Source organism: bacterium (assembly GCA_035295165.1).
Taxonomy (GTDB): Bacteria; Sysuimicrobiota; Sysuimicrobiia; order Sysuimicrobiales; family Segetimicrobiaceae; genus JAJPIA01.
The window spans coordinates 1-15,332 of record DATGJN010000028.1 but is presented as its reverse complement, the minus strand read 5'-3'; the positions used below and the strand labels follow the sequence as shown (position 1 = coordinate 15,332).

Below are 15,332 nucleotides of genomic sequence, written 5' to 3'. Positions count from 1 at the left end.
TCCTAATGCGTTCCTGATCCCAGGACTGCGCCGTTCCGCGGCGTAATCAACCTGGGGGTCAGGATCATCACGATGTTGTCGTATGTGTGGTCCGTTGTTGTGTACTTGAACAGTGATCCGACCAACGGGAGGTCACCCAGGACGGGAATCTTCTGGATCGCTTTGGTCGTGCTATCGGAGATCAACCCGCCGATCAGGATGGGTTCCCCGTCGTGAACCGTGATGATCGAGCTCACAGAGCGTTGGGTGATGTCCGGGTACCCCTGCGGCGTGTACCCCGAGATGCTATTCGCCTGCACGTTGAGCGAGTTTGTGACCATCCCGTTGCCGTTGAGCCGTGGGGTCACTAACAACAGAATCCCAGCGTTGACCGTGGTCAGCGTTGTCGTCGATACGCCATTCGTGGTGGTCGTCACCGGGATGTACAGCGTTTCGCCGACGTTGATCGTCGCCTGGACCCCATTTTGCGTCGACACCTGCGGGTTTGCGAGGACTCTTCCTTCCCCTTGGGTTACGAGCGTGTTCAGTGTCGCTACGATCGGGTACACGCCTGACCCCTGCAACTGGTTCCCCGTCGCGATCTGACTCAGCGAGAATGGCTGCCACGACCACTGAATCCCGAGGTTGCTGGACGCCGATTTCGAGATGTCCAGGATCTCCGTCTGAATCATGATCTGGACGCTTGGGCTATCGAGCGTGCTCAGGATCGCGCTCACCTGCCGCTGTAGTCCGGAGTCGCCTGTTACGTACAGGGAGTTTGTCCGAAGATCCACGAGCACCGTGACGCCGTTCACCTGATTCAAGACTGCGCTTGCCATCGACTGAGGGTCGGCGTAGCGGATATCGTAGCGGTAGGTCCCGTTCGAGACCCGCGCTCCCACTACCGGGTCACCACTCGAGCTGCCGGTTTGCGGGGCTGGCGCGTTACTCCCGTGAGGGGTCACAATCTGTGGCCCGCCAGTTGGACGGTCGAGTCGGAGGATCGCATCCTGGACTTGGACTTGAAGATCGAATGAGGCCGCCACAGTGATGCTGTTCGTCCGGTCATCGCTCGCCACGGCCACGCCCTTCTGTGTAGCCTGCCCACCTGTCGCTTGGCTAGGACTACTCGGCGCGGTCGACGCCGGCGGTGCTGCTGAGGTTGGAGCTGTATATCCGCCGCCCGATGGAGCCCCAGTGCCGCCGTTCGTGGGCGTCGTTCCTGTCCCGGTCGTCGAGCCTGCCCCTGAGCTCCCGCCACCTTGTGGGGCTGTCGGCGGCTGCCCGATCACGGTCGCCTGTTGGGTATTCGTAGCGGGGGAAACGCCAAGAAGCGTTCGAATCTCTGATGCGACCTCACTCGCCAACGCGTACCGCAGATTGTAGGTACGCACAACCACATCGGATGAGCCGACCTGTGCGGGCGCGATCCGGATAGCGTCACCGGCCAACTGGCGCACGATGTACGTCGGGCCGACCCGGCTGACGTCAAGGCGATAGGTGCTTGCGAGCACCGCGAGCGCCTGATCAACCGTTTGGTTCGCGACGCGCAATGTCACCGTCCCGGTCATCGCGCCTTGAACGACCAGATTGATATGCGCGGTCCGCGCCAGGATCGAGAGCGCGTCGGTCAACGGCACGTCCACTAGGTCAACCGTCAATGTCGCGACACCCGTCGCTGCGGGGCGCGCGGGCGTGGGCGCCGCCAGCGCCATCGTTGCGCCCAGGGTGAGAACCGTCAGTAGGGCCAGAAGTGTCCGCATTAGTGGCTCCCCGTCTGTGTCGTTGCTGCTGGATGTGGTGTCTCGAACCTTAGTGTACGCGACCCGCTATCCATCCTAAGGGTAACCGTCGTAGCGGTAATGCCTGTCACCGTGCCCCAATCCGTCTTCTGCCCTACCGTGACAATCGCGTATGTCCCACCGGATACCAGCACCGCCTGTGGTGTACGTCCGAGAGCGACCCCGCGCAATTCGATGGTGGGAGCTGTTGGCGTCCCCTGCCCTCCTTGGCCAGAAAGCGCCGGTGGGGCCGACGCGGGGCCGATCCCTACGGCTCCCGGAAGTGGCGGAAGAGAGATGGACCCGATCTGTGGCCCTGGCATCGACGGTACTGCGGCACCCGTGCTGCCTGCGTGCGCGCCCGTTGCCACCCCAGGCGGTGGCGCGAACAGGTCACGCCGCCCCGTTGTGACTGGAGCCCCCACGCTTGGTCGAGTAGCTGGAACGGGGGCGGTAGTCGTGTGTGCTGCCCCTCCAGAAGTTTGCCCGGCCAACTGACCGAGTACTCCTTGAGGTCGCACAATGACTCCCACCATGGCTAAGGTTACGAGCCCAATTGCAGCCCGGCGCAACGTATTGTTCTTCATGGACGTGGACCTCCGGGTGCCTGTCGCGATGGAGGAGCAGGCGGAGGCGTGGGCCCCTGCTGCCCCGGCTGCGTTGGTTGTGTCGGAGCCGTTCCAACCCCCACTACCGGGGCTCCGGTCAATGGCAGCACCCCGGTAGCGACCACCGTAACGTCCGTCCCCGTCTGCGACTGAACTTCGAGGGTGCGCCAGCTCCACAACGGGATCATTTTATTGATCGTGATGAGTGTGTCGTTCATCGCCAGGTACGAGCCGGTCAGCCGCAAGGTCAGCGTCAGGGTACGCGTCCGGCCAGAGATCCCGGGAACGAATGACAGGAGTTGGACCGTATACCCATGAGTTTCAACGTCTTTCGCAAGCCCTGGCCAAACGCGGTCTAACCCCGAGTCGCTAATCGGCAACGGGACCTGCTCTACACGCGTGTCTCTGGTAATCCGCGCTTCCGCTTGGATCTGCTGGGCCTGCAACGCGCCAAGCTGTAGCCGGAGCTTCCCGATGTCCCGCTGAACCGGGCCGATCAACAACATATGGCCGCCGGCCCCCACCAGTACGGCTAGCAATAGCGGGACCCACCACAGGAGGCGCCGTTTCATGGTCGCGGGCCTCCCTTCGATGGCGATTGCGGGTGGGCAACGATATGGAAGCTATACCAGCCCTCCACGGCTTTCGTGACAACCGTGACCTGCACCGACGCGATCCCGGCGGTATTTCGCAGCACTTCTGCTGTTTTGGCGATACTTTCAAGTGACAGCCCGCGACCATCGACCCCGATCGTATCGCGGCTCATCGTGACGTCCGTAAACCAAATGTCTGTCGGGACCTGCGGCTCGACCTGCCGCAACATCGTAGGCTCGATGGTATCCATCCCGAGTTGTGCGGCGATTTCACTCGCTTGTTGGAACGGAGCCACCCGTGCGTCAGCCTCTGCAGCCCGAGCCTGTAACTGCGTGACCCGAGCCTGCGCGGCGCTCACAATGAGGCGCAACGTGTGCACCTCGTTCCGAACAGCCATCGCCTGAGCCACCGTCAGCATTGAGACGAGCGCTACGAGCGCCCACAGGACGATCGCGATGGGCCGCGTCGTGTCACGAACTATCAAGTTATGCCGCATTCGATCGCCTCCGCCGCCACAGCCGCGTCAGCCCCGGCATCCTATCGCTCCACCCTAGCCCTTTTTGGCTGCGTCGCTGGCGGTCCCACTGCGCTACCGATGCCGCCACGAGTGCTTCTGGTGGCAGATCGGCATCCAGTCCTGCCCCAACCATAAGTGGCCGGATAGTCCCAAGCGTGGAGAGCGCGTCTGCTAAGATCCCCGCTGCTCCGGCGCCGCCGACGACAAGCCCGCCCAACTCCACCCCTACTTTGCGGACGAGCGTAATCGTGTCTTCCACCTCCACGCGCGCGCTCGGCAGGTTGTGTTCCCAATCGAGATCGACAGTGCGGGCCAGGACCCATCGAGTCCGGCTCCCGACCACCACATCGAGCGTTCCTGCCCCCGTCCGGACAAACAACTCCACGGTGTCTCTCCCGGCCTCCCTCAACAGCGCGGTCCCCGCCGGCTCCACCACTGAGACGCGCCACCGATCCGCCGACCACGGCGCCACCCACTTGGCGACGGTGTCCGTCGGCGCGGCAACATACGCCGTGCCTTCACTGCCATGATGGTCGAGACTCACCGCGACCACGGCCGGGTCGATCCGCAATTGCTGGGCAGCCGCCAACGTCGCGGCGCGCCGTGCTCGGGCTCCCACTAATCCTTTGGCCAGCATGCCGATGCGGACGTCCCGCGTGGGGACGGCTAGCGCAATCATACGATCGCGCACATCGGCGACCCGGAGGGCCTCCGTTAGCGCCTCCGGATCCGGCCGCTCGAGGGTGCCGTGGACCATGCCACGCCTCGAGGGCGCGGCCCAGATGATCGGGGAAAGGCTCAAATCGATACCAACCATGTCTATGACCGTACCACAGTCCCATTTGCTCTTAGGAGACAACCTCCCATAGCGTAGGTTGTCTCCCCCTTCCTTAAGAGGATCTGCTACCGTATCTGCATGCGTACCGTCCGGCACCCATTCGCTTCACCCATTTCGCCGGGCTACGTGGGAGGTGTCGTATGTTCCAGCTGTTGAGTCGGCGCCTGCATGACCGGCGTCGTGGCTTTACACTGATCGAGCTCGTTGTCGCTATGGCGGTCGTTCTCATCCTAGGCTCCGTCGCCTACGCAACATACATCGGCCAGGTCGCCAACGCGAGAACGGCAGCTCTGGATGAACTGATGCAGCAGGTGTACACGGGGATGATCTCCTCCGAGTCCGCGTCAGCCACTGGCGCGTTCCCGACCGATTCAGCGAACGTCGCCGCGACAGCCAATACCGGCGCGACTAGTTGGGCCGGCCTTGTGACCGACCTTGCCACCGCGGGCGCCAGCAACTTGCCGCCCACCACGGCCGCGGCAAACATCATCACATCGAGTTGGACGTACGAGCCGATCAATACCACGACGCCAGCCACGTTCACAATTGTGGCCCAGGCCACCGGCGGCAATACCCATGTGCTCTGCATGGACCCGATCCACGGAACTGTCGATCTCGGAGCGGCCGGAACGCCGACGACCGTCGGCGTCACGTGCAAGTAACCTGACCGGGAGGAGGTTAGCGGGGGAGTAGCGCGAGTTCGCGTCACTCCCCCCTTCACGCTGATGAGCCCACACTCTTCTGCCAACGGCGATCTTGGACGATCCCTTCGTGACATCCTTATCGGCCGCGAGTACATTACCGTCGAACAATGGGATGAAGCGGAGCGACTAGACACCGAGGACCCACTGCAGGCGCTGATCGCTCGAGGATGGCTCCACCCCACCCATCTGGCCCGGGCGCGCGCCGCGCGTGTCGGACTCGAGTTCCGTGAACTGACGGCAGCTCCGGACCCCCGCCTCGGCGATGCCCTCCCGGCGGACCTACGGCGGAGCGGCCGCTGTGCCGTGCTTGAAGTGACCCCTCAATCAGTGGTTGTGGCCGTGGCCGACCCTACGCTTCAGCTTCGGGACGAGATTGCCACGGCTATCCGGCCGCGGCGCGCCGAGATCGTGGTTGTTACCCAGGATCGGCTTCCTCCTCCGGCCGATGCCCTTGACGACGAGATCGCGACTCTGACGGTGACGAACCTCCAGCAGGACCTGAGCGAACTCACTGCGGCCCCACACATCGTCCGTCTGCTCAGCGACATCATCGACGGCGGGATCGCCATGGGCGCCAGCGATATTCACATCGCCGATTTCGGTGAGGGCATCGGTGAAGCGCGCTACCGAGTTGACGGTAAGGGCACGCCCGGCGTACGGTTCCAACGCCGCCACTTGGCCGGGCTCATCAGTCGCATCAAGCTCCTTGCCCGCCGTGACATCGCGCACCACCAGACTCCACAGTCCGGCGACATGCGCTGGCCGAGCCCCGAGAACCCGAAATATGACCTTAGGATCGAGGTCGGTCCTGACGACCGCGGCGAGGACGCCGTCGTCAGGATTTTCGGCCACATCGCGCACCAAGAACTTGATGACCTGGGTTTTACGTCTGCTATCCATGATCAACTCGACCAATTGTGCACGCTTCCTCACGGCCTCGTTCTGGTCACCGGCCCCACGGGGTGTGGCAAATCTACTACCCTCGCTGTGCTTCTACGTCGTATCCATCAACGGTTCCCCGATAAGTTCATCTACACTGTGGAAAACCCAGTGGAACAGAAGATCCCTGGGATCATTCAAACGTCTGTGGACGACCGCGTCTTGGAAGCCCATCGTTCACGAACGTTTGCGCTCATGCTGCGCAGCTTCCTCCGGCGGAACCCGGACGTGATCATGGTCGGTGAGATTCGCGACAAAGAAACCGCGACCGTCGCCGTCGATGCCGCGCTCACCGGGCACCTGGTGTTGAGTACGCTCCACACCAATACGGCTCCGGGCGCGGTCCCTCGGCTTATGCACATGGGCGTTGAGGCCCACCTACTAGCGGACACCCTCCAAGCCGTGCTTGGCCAGCGGCTCCTCCGGCGGATCTGTGCCCCTTCCAACGCCGGGGCGGGCGCTGGGTGTGCGCGGCCTGTCGCGTACGAAGGGGCCGAGCTCGAGTTAGCGAACCGGCTAGGGCTCGCAAATACGGAAATGCGCGGAGACGGCTGCGAGCGCTGCTACGGTGGATATCGGGGTCGACTGGCTATCGGTGAGTTGATGGTGATGACGCCGAAGGCGCGGGGGCGCCTTACTGATCAGACGACCGAACAAGACCTCCGCCTCTGGACTCAGACCCCAACGCTTCTCTCTGATGGCGTACTGCATGTCCGAGCCGGCGAGACCACGCTCAGCGAGGTTATGCGGGCTACGTGGACACCGGAAGAGACCAGCGAAGACGTGCCAGAAGAGGTGGACACGGCCATTCCAGAGGTTGATGATCAGCTTCCAGAGGTAATCCCCCCGGTTTCATAGACACTCGGACCCTTGCAAGCGAAAAACCTCGTTGTCCTAGGACAATGAGGTTTTTCGCTTGCCTATCGAAGAGACACTCCCCCTACTTTATTGCGATGGAGACCTCGACGGTCAAGGCGTTTCCGTTAGCGTCTCTCAGCCCCCACGTGACATTCACTTTCCCGCCGTCCGGGACGAGTGCGATGATGCCGGTTTCCATACTGCCGGCCGCGATCTCGCTCGGAGTACCGATATCCATCTGCCGGACCGTCACGGGGCCGCGCGCACCGGCGACCTGGATCTCATGCGGGTCTGCCTGCACGCCCGTTTTGGTAGTATTCTGGAGCACGTAACTCAAGTACAGCACGCCCTTGGTGTTCGTCTGGATCACGTGGACCACGATACCCGAAGGAGCGTTAACAGTTACACCAGGCTCCGCTTGCGGCCGAGGCGCCGACGGGACCACTGGTGTTACTGGTACAACGCTGTGGATCGGGCCTGCCATCGCCGGTGCAGGAGCTGCCATTACCGGCCCAGGTTCTCCACCTTGTGCTTGCAGCAATGTCCCAGCAAGCGCGTCCCGATTTGCCAATACATCCACCAACGTCTGCTGCTGGGCCGTATTCAGAGACTGGACCAACACACTCAAGGTCGACAACGAAGGCGCTTGTAGATACGTGATCAAGGCTTGCCGCTGGGAGTCTGACAGTCCCGACACAAATGTCTCGATATTCGCGCCACTGGCTGACGTGGTTGGAGCCGTCGCAGCCGCCTGTGTCGCCGAAACGTTCTCGCTAAGCGTGATCAAACGAACGCCGTCTGCGGTTCCAACAGCCAAGGCCAGTTTTGCGTTCACACCGTTTCCAATCCCGATCGAGAGCATCGTTTGCCCTTCGTGCAGCGGGATAAGGAGGATCTCTCCCTCGCGCAAAATGGCGTCAACGATCTCTGGAGGGGTTGTCGCCACCGTTGTGGGCGTTCGACCGTCAATCCGGACTACAACTGGTTGTCCTACGGCCAACGCGACCGGTACCGGCGTTTGTGTCGCCTCCGAGAGTAAGACCAGCCTAGTCTGGTTCGGCTGCGCCATCGCTCCGGTCCCCTGGACGGCGATGGGGCCCCCAGCGATGACTAGAATAACCAAGGTTGTCCAGACTCTCTTCATGCCCTCACCTACCGTCTGTGTCATCATGCCGATCCCTTACGGGCACTCCAGTACTGTGGCGCCCGTAGACACGCCATTAAACACTGCCGTGCCGCCGGTCCACGACCCCGACTGCGTGAGCACACTGTTAGCGAGGACCCCCACGTAATTCACCGCACCGCTACTCGAGTTGACCCAGCCACCATTCATGAATGTCACGTACGTCATATTACCGGGCCACGTATTGCCGACGTACGGGCCGAGGTTCGTGGGCATATTGCCTGTCCCGCGCGGTCCGTTCGGATAGCAGCCATTGACCGCGTAGTACGAGGAAAGCGCTTGGACCAACACGTTCTGTTCCGCGATATCCGCTTTGATCTGTGCCTGCGCTTGGACGGTGTTGTACACCGGAATCGCGATCGCTGCGAGAATTACCACGATCGCGAGCGTCACGATCAGCTCGACCAGGGTGAATGCCTGCCGACGTCTCATGGAACCATCCACTTTAGGGGCAGCCCGTCCACGGGCCATCACTATTCTGCTTCGTGATCTGCGCCAGTCCATTCGGCGTGCGGCAGTACACCGCGCCAGACCCGCCGCTGGCCCAGAACTCGATCTGGAACGTGTTCCCGGCCGTATCGTACACGAGGAAACCGCCTGATCCCGTGAATGTCGTCGGAGCGGTGGCGCTGTACTCGGCCAGCGTCCCAAGATCGCCCATAATTGTTGCCCACGACGCCGATGTCCGCCCCGTCGGATACAATCCACCGTTGAGCGCGGCATAGTGCCCGAGGTTTTGTGCTACCCCGTCGGCTATCGAGACGCCAGCCTTATCGCGGCTCTGCGCCTCGATCCCCGCGTACGACGCGTAAGCAATCGCACCAAGGATGAGCACGACCCCCATCGCGATGATCGTTTCCACGAGCGTAAACGCTCTCTGCCGTCGCATCGGGATCCTCCACTTCTTCCTTTAGTACCACACAGTACCGGCTCCGGTAACGTACACCGTTGCCGTCATGCCGTGCGTGGTCGTCAAGGTAACCGACCCCGCCACGGTCGTGTGATATGCTTCGTACGTCCCCGTGCTGGTATCTCCAGGATTCACTTGAGCGGTGTTCCCCGTCCATGTCGTGCTTTGGACCGTGACCCCCGCCGGGAGCTGTAGACTGGCCCCCGCCGGCGTCACGTTGACCCATCCTCCTCCGTTCGTCTGAATCTGTTCCGCCACGGTCGCGCTCCCCGCGGCGAAGACGATCTGCGCCTGGATTCCGCCTGATGCCGCTGCGTCTGGAGCATCCGCGCGCACGATAGCGTCCCGGAGAATCGCCGCCGTTTGCATCTCGCCCTGCCGGAGCGTCCCCGCTTCTTGCGACCGGACAAAACCTGATATCCCGATCGCGGCGATAATCGCCAAGATCGCGACCACAATGAGTAACTCAGCGAGGACGAACCCTCTACGGCTCTGTAGGCGTCGACACATTGGGGTCGTCCCAGAGAAGCTCGCCGGCCGGGATTGCGACCTGCACCGCGGTCGGATAGTTGCACGTTGACGGTTGGTAGTACGCTGGGCAGTCCGTGTACGTCATCACCACGTAGCCAGGAGTCGCTGACGGCGTGTATTCGGTCATTTCCCCGAGCACCTGGCCCTGCGGTCCCCATACCCACGCGAACGCGTACGCGCCAATCGGGTACATCATGATGGTCTGCGAACCGTTGTCGTTCCACGTTGGGCACGGAGATCCAACGCCTTCGATGCCCGCTTGCACTTCCCACGTATACGTCTGCCCGCCGGGGCCCGCCACGGCATCCCAAAGCCGGATCCAATTCCCCGATGCTGGCGGAGAGCTCCTTTGAATCGTGTTGATAATGGGTTGTCCGGCCGAGGGTGTGAATGGGAAGTAGTGATAGAACATGTCCCCGATGTTGTACGCAACGGAGCTCGCGCTACACGGTGACCCCACCCCGGTCACCCATGTTTGCGCATAACTCTTCGTCACCGTGAATAAGTTGTTCGTAAACGCGTTCTGGGATGTCGCCTGCACCGTCGCCAGCCCAGCATTGATCCCGGTCTCGGCAATGGATTGGGCCGTCAATTGATCCCGCGCCACTGTACCCGCCTGCTGACCTTCGATCGCCAACGTCGTCAAGGAGGCCGTCAGAACACCAAGGATCACGACGACGATCAAAGCGCCGAGGAGTGCCTGCCCACGTTGAGCCTTATGGAGGAGTCGTAGTCGTTCCACTCGCCACCACCGTCCCGTCGGCCGTGTAACTAACGACGACCTTCACATATGTGAGCGCGTACATTGTGCTTGTCGTGATGCCGTTGCTGCATGGGCTACCCCCGTAACAGTCCGGCGTCCACGGTCCGCCGATCATGGCCGGCTGGATATTCGTCGACGTCGTTACCGTAACCGTGAATGGCCCCGTTGTCCCACTCGTCGGGACTCCGCGGCCGCTCCGAGCCTGCTCGAGTTCCTGCTGTAGCACCCGGCGCGCCTGTGCAGCCACCATAGCGCGCTGGCCTGCTTGGCCCGCCTCCGCCAGCGCGATCACCACGAGCCCGCCAATTACGGCCACGATTACGGCCGCCATCAGCGCTTCGATTAGCGTGGAACCACGCCGCCGTTTCATGCCATCCCTTTTGCCTGCATAAGGCGATCGAACGTGTCGCGCCGGATCGCGGCTTCCCGGGCCGCCGCTTCGGTGAGTTTCCCGGCCTCAACCAGTTCGACCAGCGCCCGCTCCATTGTCTGACAGCCCGCGCGATGACTTTGCTCCATCAACGTGTACAACGTCCCTGCGGATGGTGTTCGGATCATCGCCCGCGCCGGGTACAGTTCAGCCATCGGCCCCAAGAGCACTTCGACCGCAGCAATCCGCCCACTGAGATCGAGGGCTTCTCCTTCTTCCGCCGGTCGGTTGGTCCGCACCAGCTGCTGCGCGTACACGGCCATAAGGACATCGCTCAACTGGATCCGAATCTGCGCTTGCTGCGTCGCAGGGAACACGTCGATGATGCGGTCTGGAACGAGGGATGCGTCCACTGTATGGAGTGTCGTTAGTACCAGGTGGCCTGTTTCAGCCGCGCGTAGCGCTTGTCGGATCGTCTCCAAGTCTCGCATCTCACCGACCAGGATCACGTCGGGATCCTCACGCAGCGCGCTCACGATGCCTTGCTCGAATGATTCAGTGTCCCAGCCGACTTCACGCTGGCTGATCAATCCACCACCGTGCTCGTGGGTGTACTCGATCGGGTCTTCCAGCGTGATGACGTGCCTGGGACGGTCGTTCAAGATAGCTCTTAGAATGGCCGCCTGAGTGGTCGTCTTTCCGTGCCCGGTCGCCCCGGTAAAGATCCACAGCCCCTTTTGCCGGCGCACTAGCGACGTTGTGATCGCTGGTAGCCCGAGCGTGTCCAGCGCCGGGATCGTCTGCGGGATCAGCCGTATCGCGACCGCAGGCTGGCCGCGGTCGAACAACGCGTTGACGCGAAGCCGCCCAACCCCTCCCGGCTCGAGCCCAACGTCGAGTTCGTGTCGCTGTAGCATGAAGTCCGACCAACTCACCTTGCCGCCTACGAGCAATCCCATCATCTCGGAGATCGCTTGCCCCGTCAGCACTGCGGCGCCCTCGATCGGGGTGAGCGCGCCCGTTACCCGCAAATTAGGTGGCGCTCCTGGCTTGAGGTGCAGATCACTTGCGCCCACCGTTCGCCCGTAACGGAGCCATGCCACAATTCGCGAGTCGGCAAGATCTGGGCCGGTCCACTCCTCAGACTCAAGATCTGTTCCCCATGGCGTTGTCGATCGTGCCATCGCCCCCACCTTTACTTTGATTGACGATTAGACCTTAGTGAAGCTGATTGATTACGCCGTACATGTTGAACATCGGCGTGTAGAGACTTAACACCATGAACCCTACTAGGGCGCCGACGATCACTACCGCTATCGGTTGCAACAGGTTCGGCAACTGCTCCAGAATCGTCTCCGCTTCTCTTGAGTACCAGGTAGCGGCTTCGCTCAACATTTCTCGGATGGTGCCATAGCGCTCTCCCACCCCGACCGATGTACGGAGAATCGGAGGGAAGACTCCCGCTTCATCCAAGGCCTCACGTAGATGACCTTGCTCGCTCATCCGGCGCACCAGCAGATCCGAGACATCTCGGATCACCGCGGTCCCTGAAGCGTCGCACGCCAACTGGAGCGCATGAAGAATCTCGGTCCCTTGTGCATACAGCATGGTCATGGCCTGCGCCCACCGGCTCCACGCCAGTGCGCGCTCGACCCGCCGCCACCCCCACAGATTCCACCGGATGTAGTCCAGCCGATCTCGAACGTCCTGGCGCGCCAAGAGACGCCGCGCCCCCCACCCCGCGCCGATCACAAACCCAATCACCAAGAACCACCAGTGAGCGAGTGCGAGACCGAACCCTACGACGATCCGGGTCACGAGCGGCAACGGTACTCCTGATTGCGCGTAGAACGTCACGAACCGCGGCATGATTGTCGCGGACAGCACCGACACGATAATGAGCGCCAAGGAGATGATCACGATCGGATACGATAGCGCGCCGATCAACCGGCTCTGGGTGCGCACGCCCTGCTCAAGGAAGAGCGCGGCGTCCTCCAACGCGTTGTCCAACGCTCCTGCCGCTTCACCGGCGGCAATACGGCTGGTCACCACGCTCGGGAATACTTCGGGGTAACGGCCTAGCGCGCGGCTCATTGGGAGCGAATCTCGCAGGATCGAGTCTCGCACGCCTGCCAATACGGTTCGGACATGCGGGAGATCTTCTTCGTCGACCAACGACGGCAGAATTTCCGCCAACGGAGCGCCACCGCGAGCGACGACTGTCGCGAGCCGGCGGAGCACTTGGGCCGCTTGCGCGCGATTGACGCGCCGGTGAATCCGGAACGACATCCCAGCGGTGACGTCCAGCGGCGTCGTCCCACGTTCACGGAGCTGGGCCAACGCCTCTCTGGTCGAGACGGCTTCCATTACACCACTGACGGTCTCCCCAGTGCGGGTGAGGGCAACATAGGTAATTTTCGGCATGGCTCTACCATATCGCGGATACACCCAAGTGTTGGAGGGAACCTAGGGAAGGACGAGTCGGAGGAGGAGTGCTTGCAGGACGCCGGCACGGGTCCGCAGGTTGGGATCGCTGGTCGGATCGATCCCGACGACCACCGCGCTGAACTTGTGGCCCGAGACCGTCCCGATCATTACGTAGGCCTCCGCCTGACCGGTTTTCTCGTTCCCGGTCCGGAGATAGTACTTGGCCTCTCGGTCAGCTGCGAGCTGCTGTATCCCCAGCAAGCGAAGTTGGGAGGGATCCCCGACCATCGGGGTCACGCGGTCCATGAGTAGCTGGCCTTGTCCTTGTCCCGTCAACACCGAGACGGCCGCAACGGGCCGTCCCCAAGCGGCTTTTGGACCCGCCATAACCAAGAGCCCTGATGGGGAGACTACAACACTCCAGTCCGGTGGCATACTGACGCCCACTCCATCAGCCGTGTAGTAGACCGGCCACGCTGGAGCAGCGCTCACTATACTCCCGGCCAAGATGATCAACACAGTCACACAAAGACCGAACCGGTAGCGGGTCATCGGCGTCTCACCCAAGTTCCGGCTGTTGGCAGCGGTAAGAATGGCTGTGTGGCGGCCACCTGTTGATCTCCTTGCTGTTGCTGCACCAGCGAGACGAACGGGATGCCATAACCCTCTGGAACGGTCACAATCGTGGGATAGCAACCTGGGAATGGCCATTTCCACTCCCACCTAATCATGAGAAACGTCGCATAGCCGTAGTCCTCGTAGTAGTTGAGGGTATTCACCTGCCCAAGCCCTACCTTCAAGGCTTCGTAGGCAGGATTCCCTGGCGTCCTCATCCCAGCGATCATCTGTTGCAACTTCGGATCACTCTGGGACTGTGAGGCGGACTGCAGCCCTTGAGTAATCTGCTGGCTGAGTTTGTCGAGGAACTGGGTCGTGTAGGCGCCTGAGCTCGTGAGCCCGGGCGGCGGGTACCCTACCGGACTCGTGATGAGCGTCATGATCGCTCCGTCCCCCGGCAGGCAGCTGTTCCAGAAGTACGGAGTGAACGGGTAGACCTGCGTGTCCTGCCCACCAGCCCCGTACCAGTGGCGGTTCACGCTCACGTGGCCTCCATCAGCGTCGATAAAGCTCAACACCGCCGCTGTCGTCCCCGCGGGGAATTGCGCCCACGCAGTCGCAGCCATTGCGGCAACGACGAGCACGGCCACACCGAGAGCTGCTACTCGCATCCCGCTAACCCGCATGCGCCACCTCAATCTCACCAATGGGCGGGATGAATGCTCCGTCGGCGCGGGCGCACCGGACAGCATGGTCGAGGAGTGCCTTGACCGGGAATGACTTCCGATGGCGTCGTCGCAGGAACGCGGCGTACGCCCGATACGGCAGCCACCAAAGTGTCCACCAGCGACCGTCCTGGGTGAACACCGCGACCACTGCTTCCCCGGCTCCGAGACGCTCGAATCGCGCCAATTCCTTGTCCTGGCGCGGCCGCAGCGCGAACGACGTGCCGCGAGTCGCTTTGACCTCGATCGCGTATCCACGGGCGACCGCGATGTAGTCGAACGGGCGCGGTCGTGTGAATCGAGCTTTGCCGTTGGCGAAGTGCCCGTGAGGTGGATCCTCGAATTTCTGGTGCCACAGGCCGCAGACGTCCAGTCCGCGCACCAGCTTCGGGCTCAATTTCTTCTCGATCGACTTGCTCACGGGATCGTCTGGGAGACGAGGTACGTATTGGCATTGGTGCCTACCGTAACCACCGGCCATGAGATCAGAACCTTCCCTTGTGCAGGGCCGACCCGGATCACGCCTGACTCGGCCCCTCCCGGCGGAATCCGGCCTTCCAATCCACTTGTGTCCTGCCGGGTAAGCGACACAGAGACGTCACTCCCCGCTGATGTTGTCACTTTTAGTCGCGCTAGATCGAGCACTACAGTGACCTGGCCGGTGTTTTGGAGCGTGTAGGAGACGAGCGTTCCGCCTCCGCTCTGTTCTGTCTGGACCTGCCACGACAACCAAGCCGGGAGCGGCGCCGGGGTGGCCAGGCTCCCATGTGACCTTGAGCCAGCCGATGGCGCGGCTTGGGGCTGCACCATGGATGCCCTAATCGGTGCCCATTGGGTACGTTGTGGAGGCGTCAGGGTCGCCTCGAATGCGGCAAATGCGTCTGATGTCGGGGTGGCAATCAGCGCCGTCTGAGCCTGCCCCGGTTCGGTGGAGGGTGAATCTCTTTCGTGTTTGCCTGTTATCACCACCTCTCGCATTGTTGTTGTTCTTCTCTCCCGCGGCCGCCGGCGTCATCGCCCGACGGCCGTATCTGATCGTCTTCCCCT

General features: G+C 62.1%; 16 protein-coding genes. 2 read left to right on the top strand and 14 right to left on the bottom strand.

Annotated elements, in window-relative coordinates:
- Nucleotides 1–2 precede the first annotated feature (2 nt).
- From VKZ50_04085 to VKZ50_04075, 3 genes are all read right to left on the bottom strand, one after another.
- Nucleotides 3–1,742, bottom strand: coding sequence for a secretin N-terminal domain-containing protein (locus tag VKZ50_04085; GenBank protein ID HLJ58892.1), 1,740 nt, complete (start codon nucleotides 1,740–1,742; stop codon nucleotides 3–5).
- A 1,194-nt stretch (nucleotides 1,743–2,936) separates the two neighbouring features.
- Nucleotides 2,937–3,458 carry a PilN domain-containing protein gene (locus VKZ50_04080; protein ID HLJ58891.1) on the bottom strand — a complete coding sequence of 174 codons (522 nt, stop codon included), beginning with the start codon at nucleotides 3,456–3,458 and terminating at the stop codon, nucleotides 2,937–2,939.
- Nucleotides 3,448–4,236 carry a hypothetical protein gene (locus tag VKZ50_04075; GenBank protein ID HLJ58890.1) on the bottom strand — a complete coding sequence of 263 codons (789 nt, stop codon included), beginning with the start codon at nucleotides 4,234–4,236 and terminating at the stop codon, nucleotides 3,448–3,450. Before VKZ50_04075 ends, VKZ50_04080 begins: the two co-directional genes overlap by 11 nt.
- Nucleotides 4,237–4,457: 221 nt before the next feature.
- Between VKZ50_04075 and VKZ50_04070 the strand changes: the two genes are divergently transcribed.
- Both VKZ50_04070 and VKZ50_04065 read left to right on the top strand, forming a co-directional pair.
- Complete coding sequence (locus VKZ50_04070) at nucleotides 4,458–4,979, top strand: type II secretion system protein (protein HLJ58889.1); 522 nt, start codon at nucleotides 4,458–4,460, stop codon at nucleotides 4,977–4,979.
- 63 nt (nucleotides 4,980–5,042) lie between these two features.
- The gene (locus VKZ50_04065; protein ID HLJ58888.1) at nucleotides 5,043–6,818 is read left to right on the top strand and encodes an ATPase, T2SS/T4P/T4SS family; all 1,776 of its coding nucleotides are present in this window, start codon (nucleotides 5,043–5,045) and stop codon (nucleotides 6,816–6,818) included.
- 82 nt (nucleotides 6,819–6,900) lie between these two features.
- Here the strand turns inward: VKZ50_04065 and VKZ50_04060 are convergent, their stop codons facing one another.
- The 11 genes from VKZ50_04060 to VKZ50_04010 form a co-directional block, all read right to left on the bottom strand.
- Nucleotides 6,901–7,764 carry a hypothetical protein gene (locus VKZ50_04060; GenBank protein ID HLJ58887.1) on the bottom strand — a complete coding sequence of 288 codons (864 nt, stop codon included), beginning with the start codon at nucleotides 7,762–7,764 and terminating at the stop codon, nucleotides 6,901–6,903.
- Nucleotides 7,765–7,998: 234 nt separating this feature from the next.
- Entirely contained in the window at nucleotides 7,999–8,433 is a 435-nt protein-coding gene (locus tag VKZ50_04055; protein HLJ58886.1) for a type II secretion system protein, read from the bottom strand.
- Nucleotides 8,434–8,446: 13 nt separating this feature from the next.
- Nucleotides 8,447–8,890 carry a prepilin-type N-terminal cleavage/methylation domain-containing protein gene (locus VKZ50_04050; protein ID HLJ58885.1) on the bottom strand — a complete coding sequence of 148 codons (444 nt, stop codon included), beginning with the start codon at nucleotides 8,888–8,890 and terminating at the stop codon, nucleotides 8,447–8,449.
- A gap of 21 nt (nucleotides 8,891–8,911) precedes the next feature.
- A complete protein-coding gene (locus VKZ50_04045) occupies nucleotides 8,912–9,367 on the bottom strand; it encodes a hypothetical protein (protein HLJ58884.1) in 456 nt (151 codons plus the stop codon).
- Between the two features lie 28 nt (nucleotides 9,368–9,395).
- A complete protein-coding gene (locus VKZ50_04040) occupies nucleotides 9,396–10,184 on the bottom strand; it encodes a hypothetical protein (GenBank protein ID HLJ58883.1) in 789 nt (262 codons plus the stop codon).
- Entirely contained in the window at nucleotides 10,159–10,575 is a 417-nt protein-coding gene (locus VKZ50_04035; GenBank protein HLJ58882.1) for a type II secretion system protein, read from the bottom strand. The genes VKZ50_04040 and VKZ50_04035 overlap by 26 nt, the downstream gene beginning before the upstream one ends.
- On the bottom strand, nucleotides 10,572–11,759 hold the full coding sequence (locus tag VKZ50_04030) for a PilT/PilU family type 4a pilus ATPase (protein ID HLJ58881.1): 1,188 nt from the start codon (nucleotides 11,757–11,759) through the stop codon (nucleotides 10,572–10,574). The genes VKZ50_04035 and VKZ50_04030 overlap by 4 nt, the downstream gene beginning before the upstream one ends.
- A gap of 34 nt (nucleotides 11,760–11,793) precedes the next feature.
- Complete coding sequence (locus VKZ50_04025) at nucleotides 11,794–12,942, bottom strand: type II secretion system F family protein (GenBank protein HLJ58880.1); 1,149 nt, start codon at nucleotides 12,940–12,942, stop codon at nucleotides 11,794–11,796.
- Nucleotides 12,943–13,041: 99 nt separating this feature from the next.
- Nucleotides 13,042–13,308: a hypothetical protein gene (locus tag VKZ50_04020; GenBank protein HLJ58879.1), complete on the bottom strand. Its 267-nt coding sequence runs from the start codon at nucleotides 13,306–13,308 to the stop codon at nucleotides 13,042–13,044.
- Between the two features lie 242 nt (nucleotides 13,309–13,550).
- Entirely contained in the window at nucleotides 13,551–14,231 is a 681-nt protein-coding gene (locus tag VKZ50_04015) for a hypothetical protein (protein HLJ58878.1), read from the bottom strand.
- A gap of 4 nt (nucleotides 14,232–14,235) precedes the next feature.
- Entirely contained in the window at nucleotides 14,236–14,706 is a 471-nt protein-coding gene (locus tag VKZ50_04010; GenBank protein HLJ58877.1) for a hypothetical protein, read from the bottom strand.
- Nucleotides 14,707–15,332 lie beyond the last annotated feature (626 nt).

Excerpts from the sequence above, each read along its gene's own strand:
- VKZ50_04085 (HLJ58892.1), bottom strand. The coding sequence starts at position 1,742 with ATGCGGACACTTCTGGCCCTACTGACGGTTCTCACCCTGGGCGCAACG.
- VKZ50_04080 (HLJ58891.1), bottom strand. The coding sequence starts at position 3,458 with ATGCGGCATAACTTGATAGTTCGTGACACGACGCGGCCCATCGCGATC.
- VKZ50_04075 (HLJ58890.1), bottom strand. The coding sequence starts at position 4,236 with ATGGTCCACGGCACCCTCGAGCGGCCGGATCCGGAGGCGCTAACGGAG.
- VKZ50_04070 (HLJ58889.1), top strand. The coding sequence starts at position 4,458 with ATGTTCCAGCTGTTGAGTCGGCGCCTGCATGACCGGCGTCGTGGCTTT.
- VKZ50_04065 (HLJ58888.1), top strand. The coding sequence starts at position 5,043 with ATGAGCCCACACTCTTCTGCCAACGGCGATCTTGGACGATCCCTTCGT.
- VKZ50_04055 (HLJ58886.1), bottom strand. The coding sequence starts at position 8,433 with ATGAGACGTCGGCAGGCATTCACCCTGGTCGAGCTGATCGTGACGCTC.
- VKZ50_04050 (HLJ58885.1), bottom strand. The coding sequence starts at position 8,890 with ATGCGACGGCAGAGAGCGTTTACGCTCGTGGAAACGATCATCGCGATG.
- VKZ50_04035 (HLJ58882.1), bottom strand. The coding sequence starts at position 10,575 with ATGAAACGGCGGCGTGGTTCCACGCTAATCGAAGCGCTGATGGCGGCC.
- VKZ50_04030 (HLJ58881.1), bottom strand. The coding sequence starts at position 11,759 with ATGGCACGATCGACAACGCCATGGGGAACAGATCTTGAGTCTGAGGAG.
- VKZ50_04025 (HLJ58880.1), bottom strand. The coding sequence starts at position 12,942 with ATGGAAGCCGTCTCGACCAGAGAGGCGTTGGCCCAGCTCCGTGAACGT.
- VKZ50_04020 (HLJ58879.1), bottom strand. The coding sequence starts at position 13,308 with ATGGACCGCGTGACCCCGATGGTCGGGGATCCCTCCCAACTTCGCTTG.
- VKZ50_04015 (HLJ58878.1), bottom strand. The coding sequence starts at position 14,231 with ATGCGAGTAGCAGCTCTCGGTGTGGCCGTGCTCGTCGTTGCCGCAATG.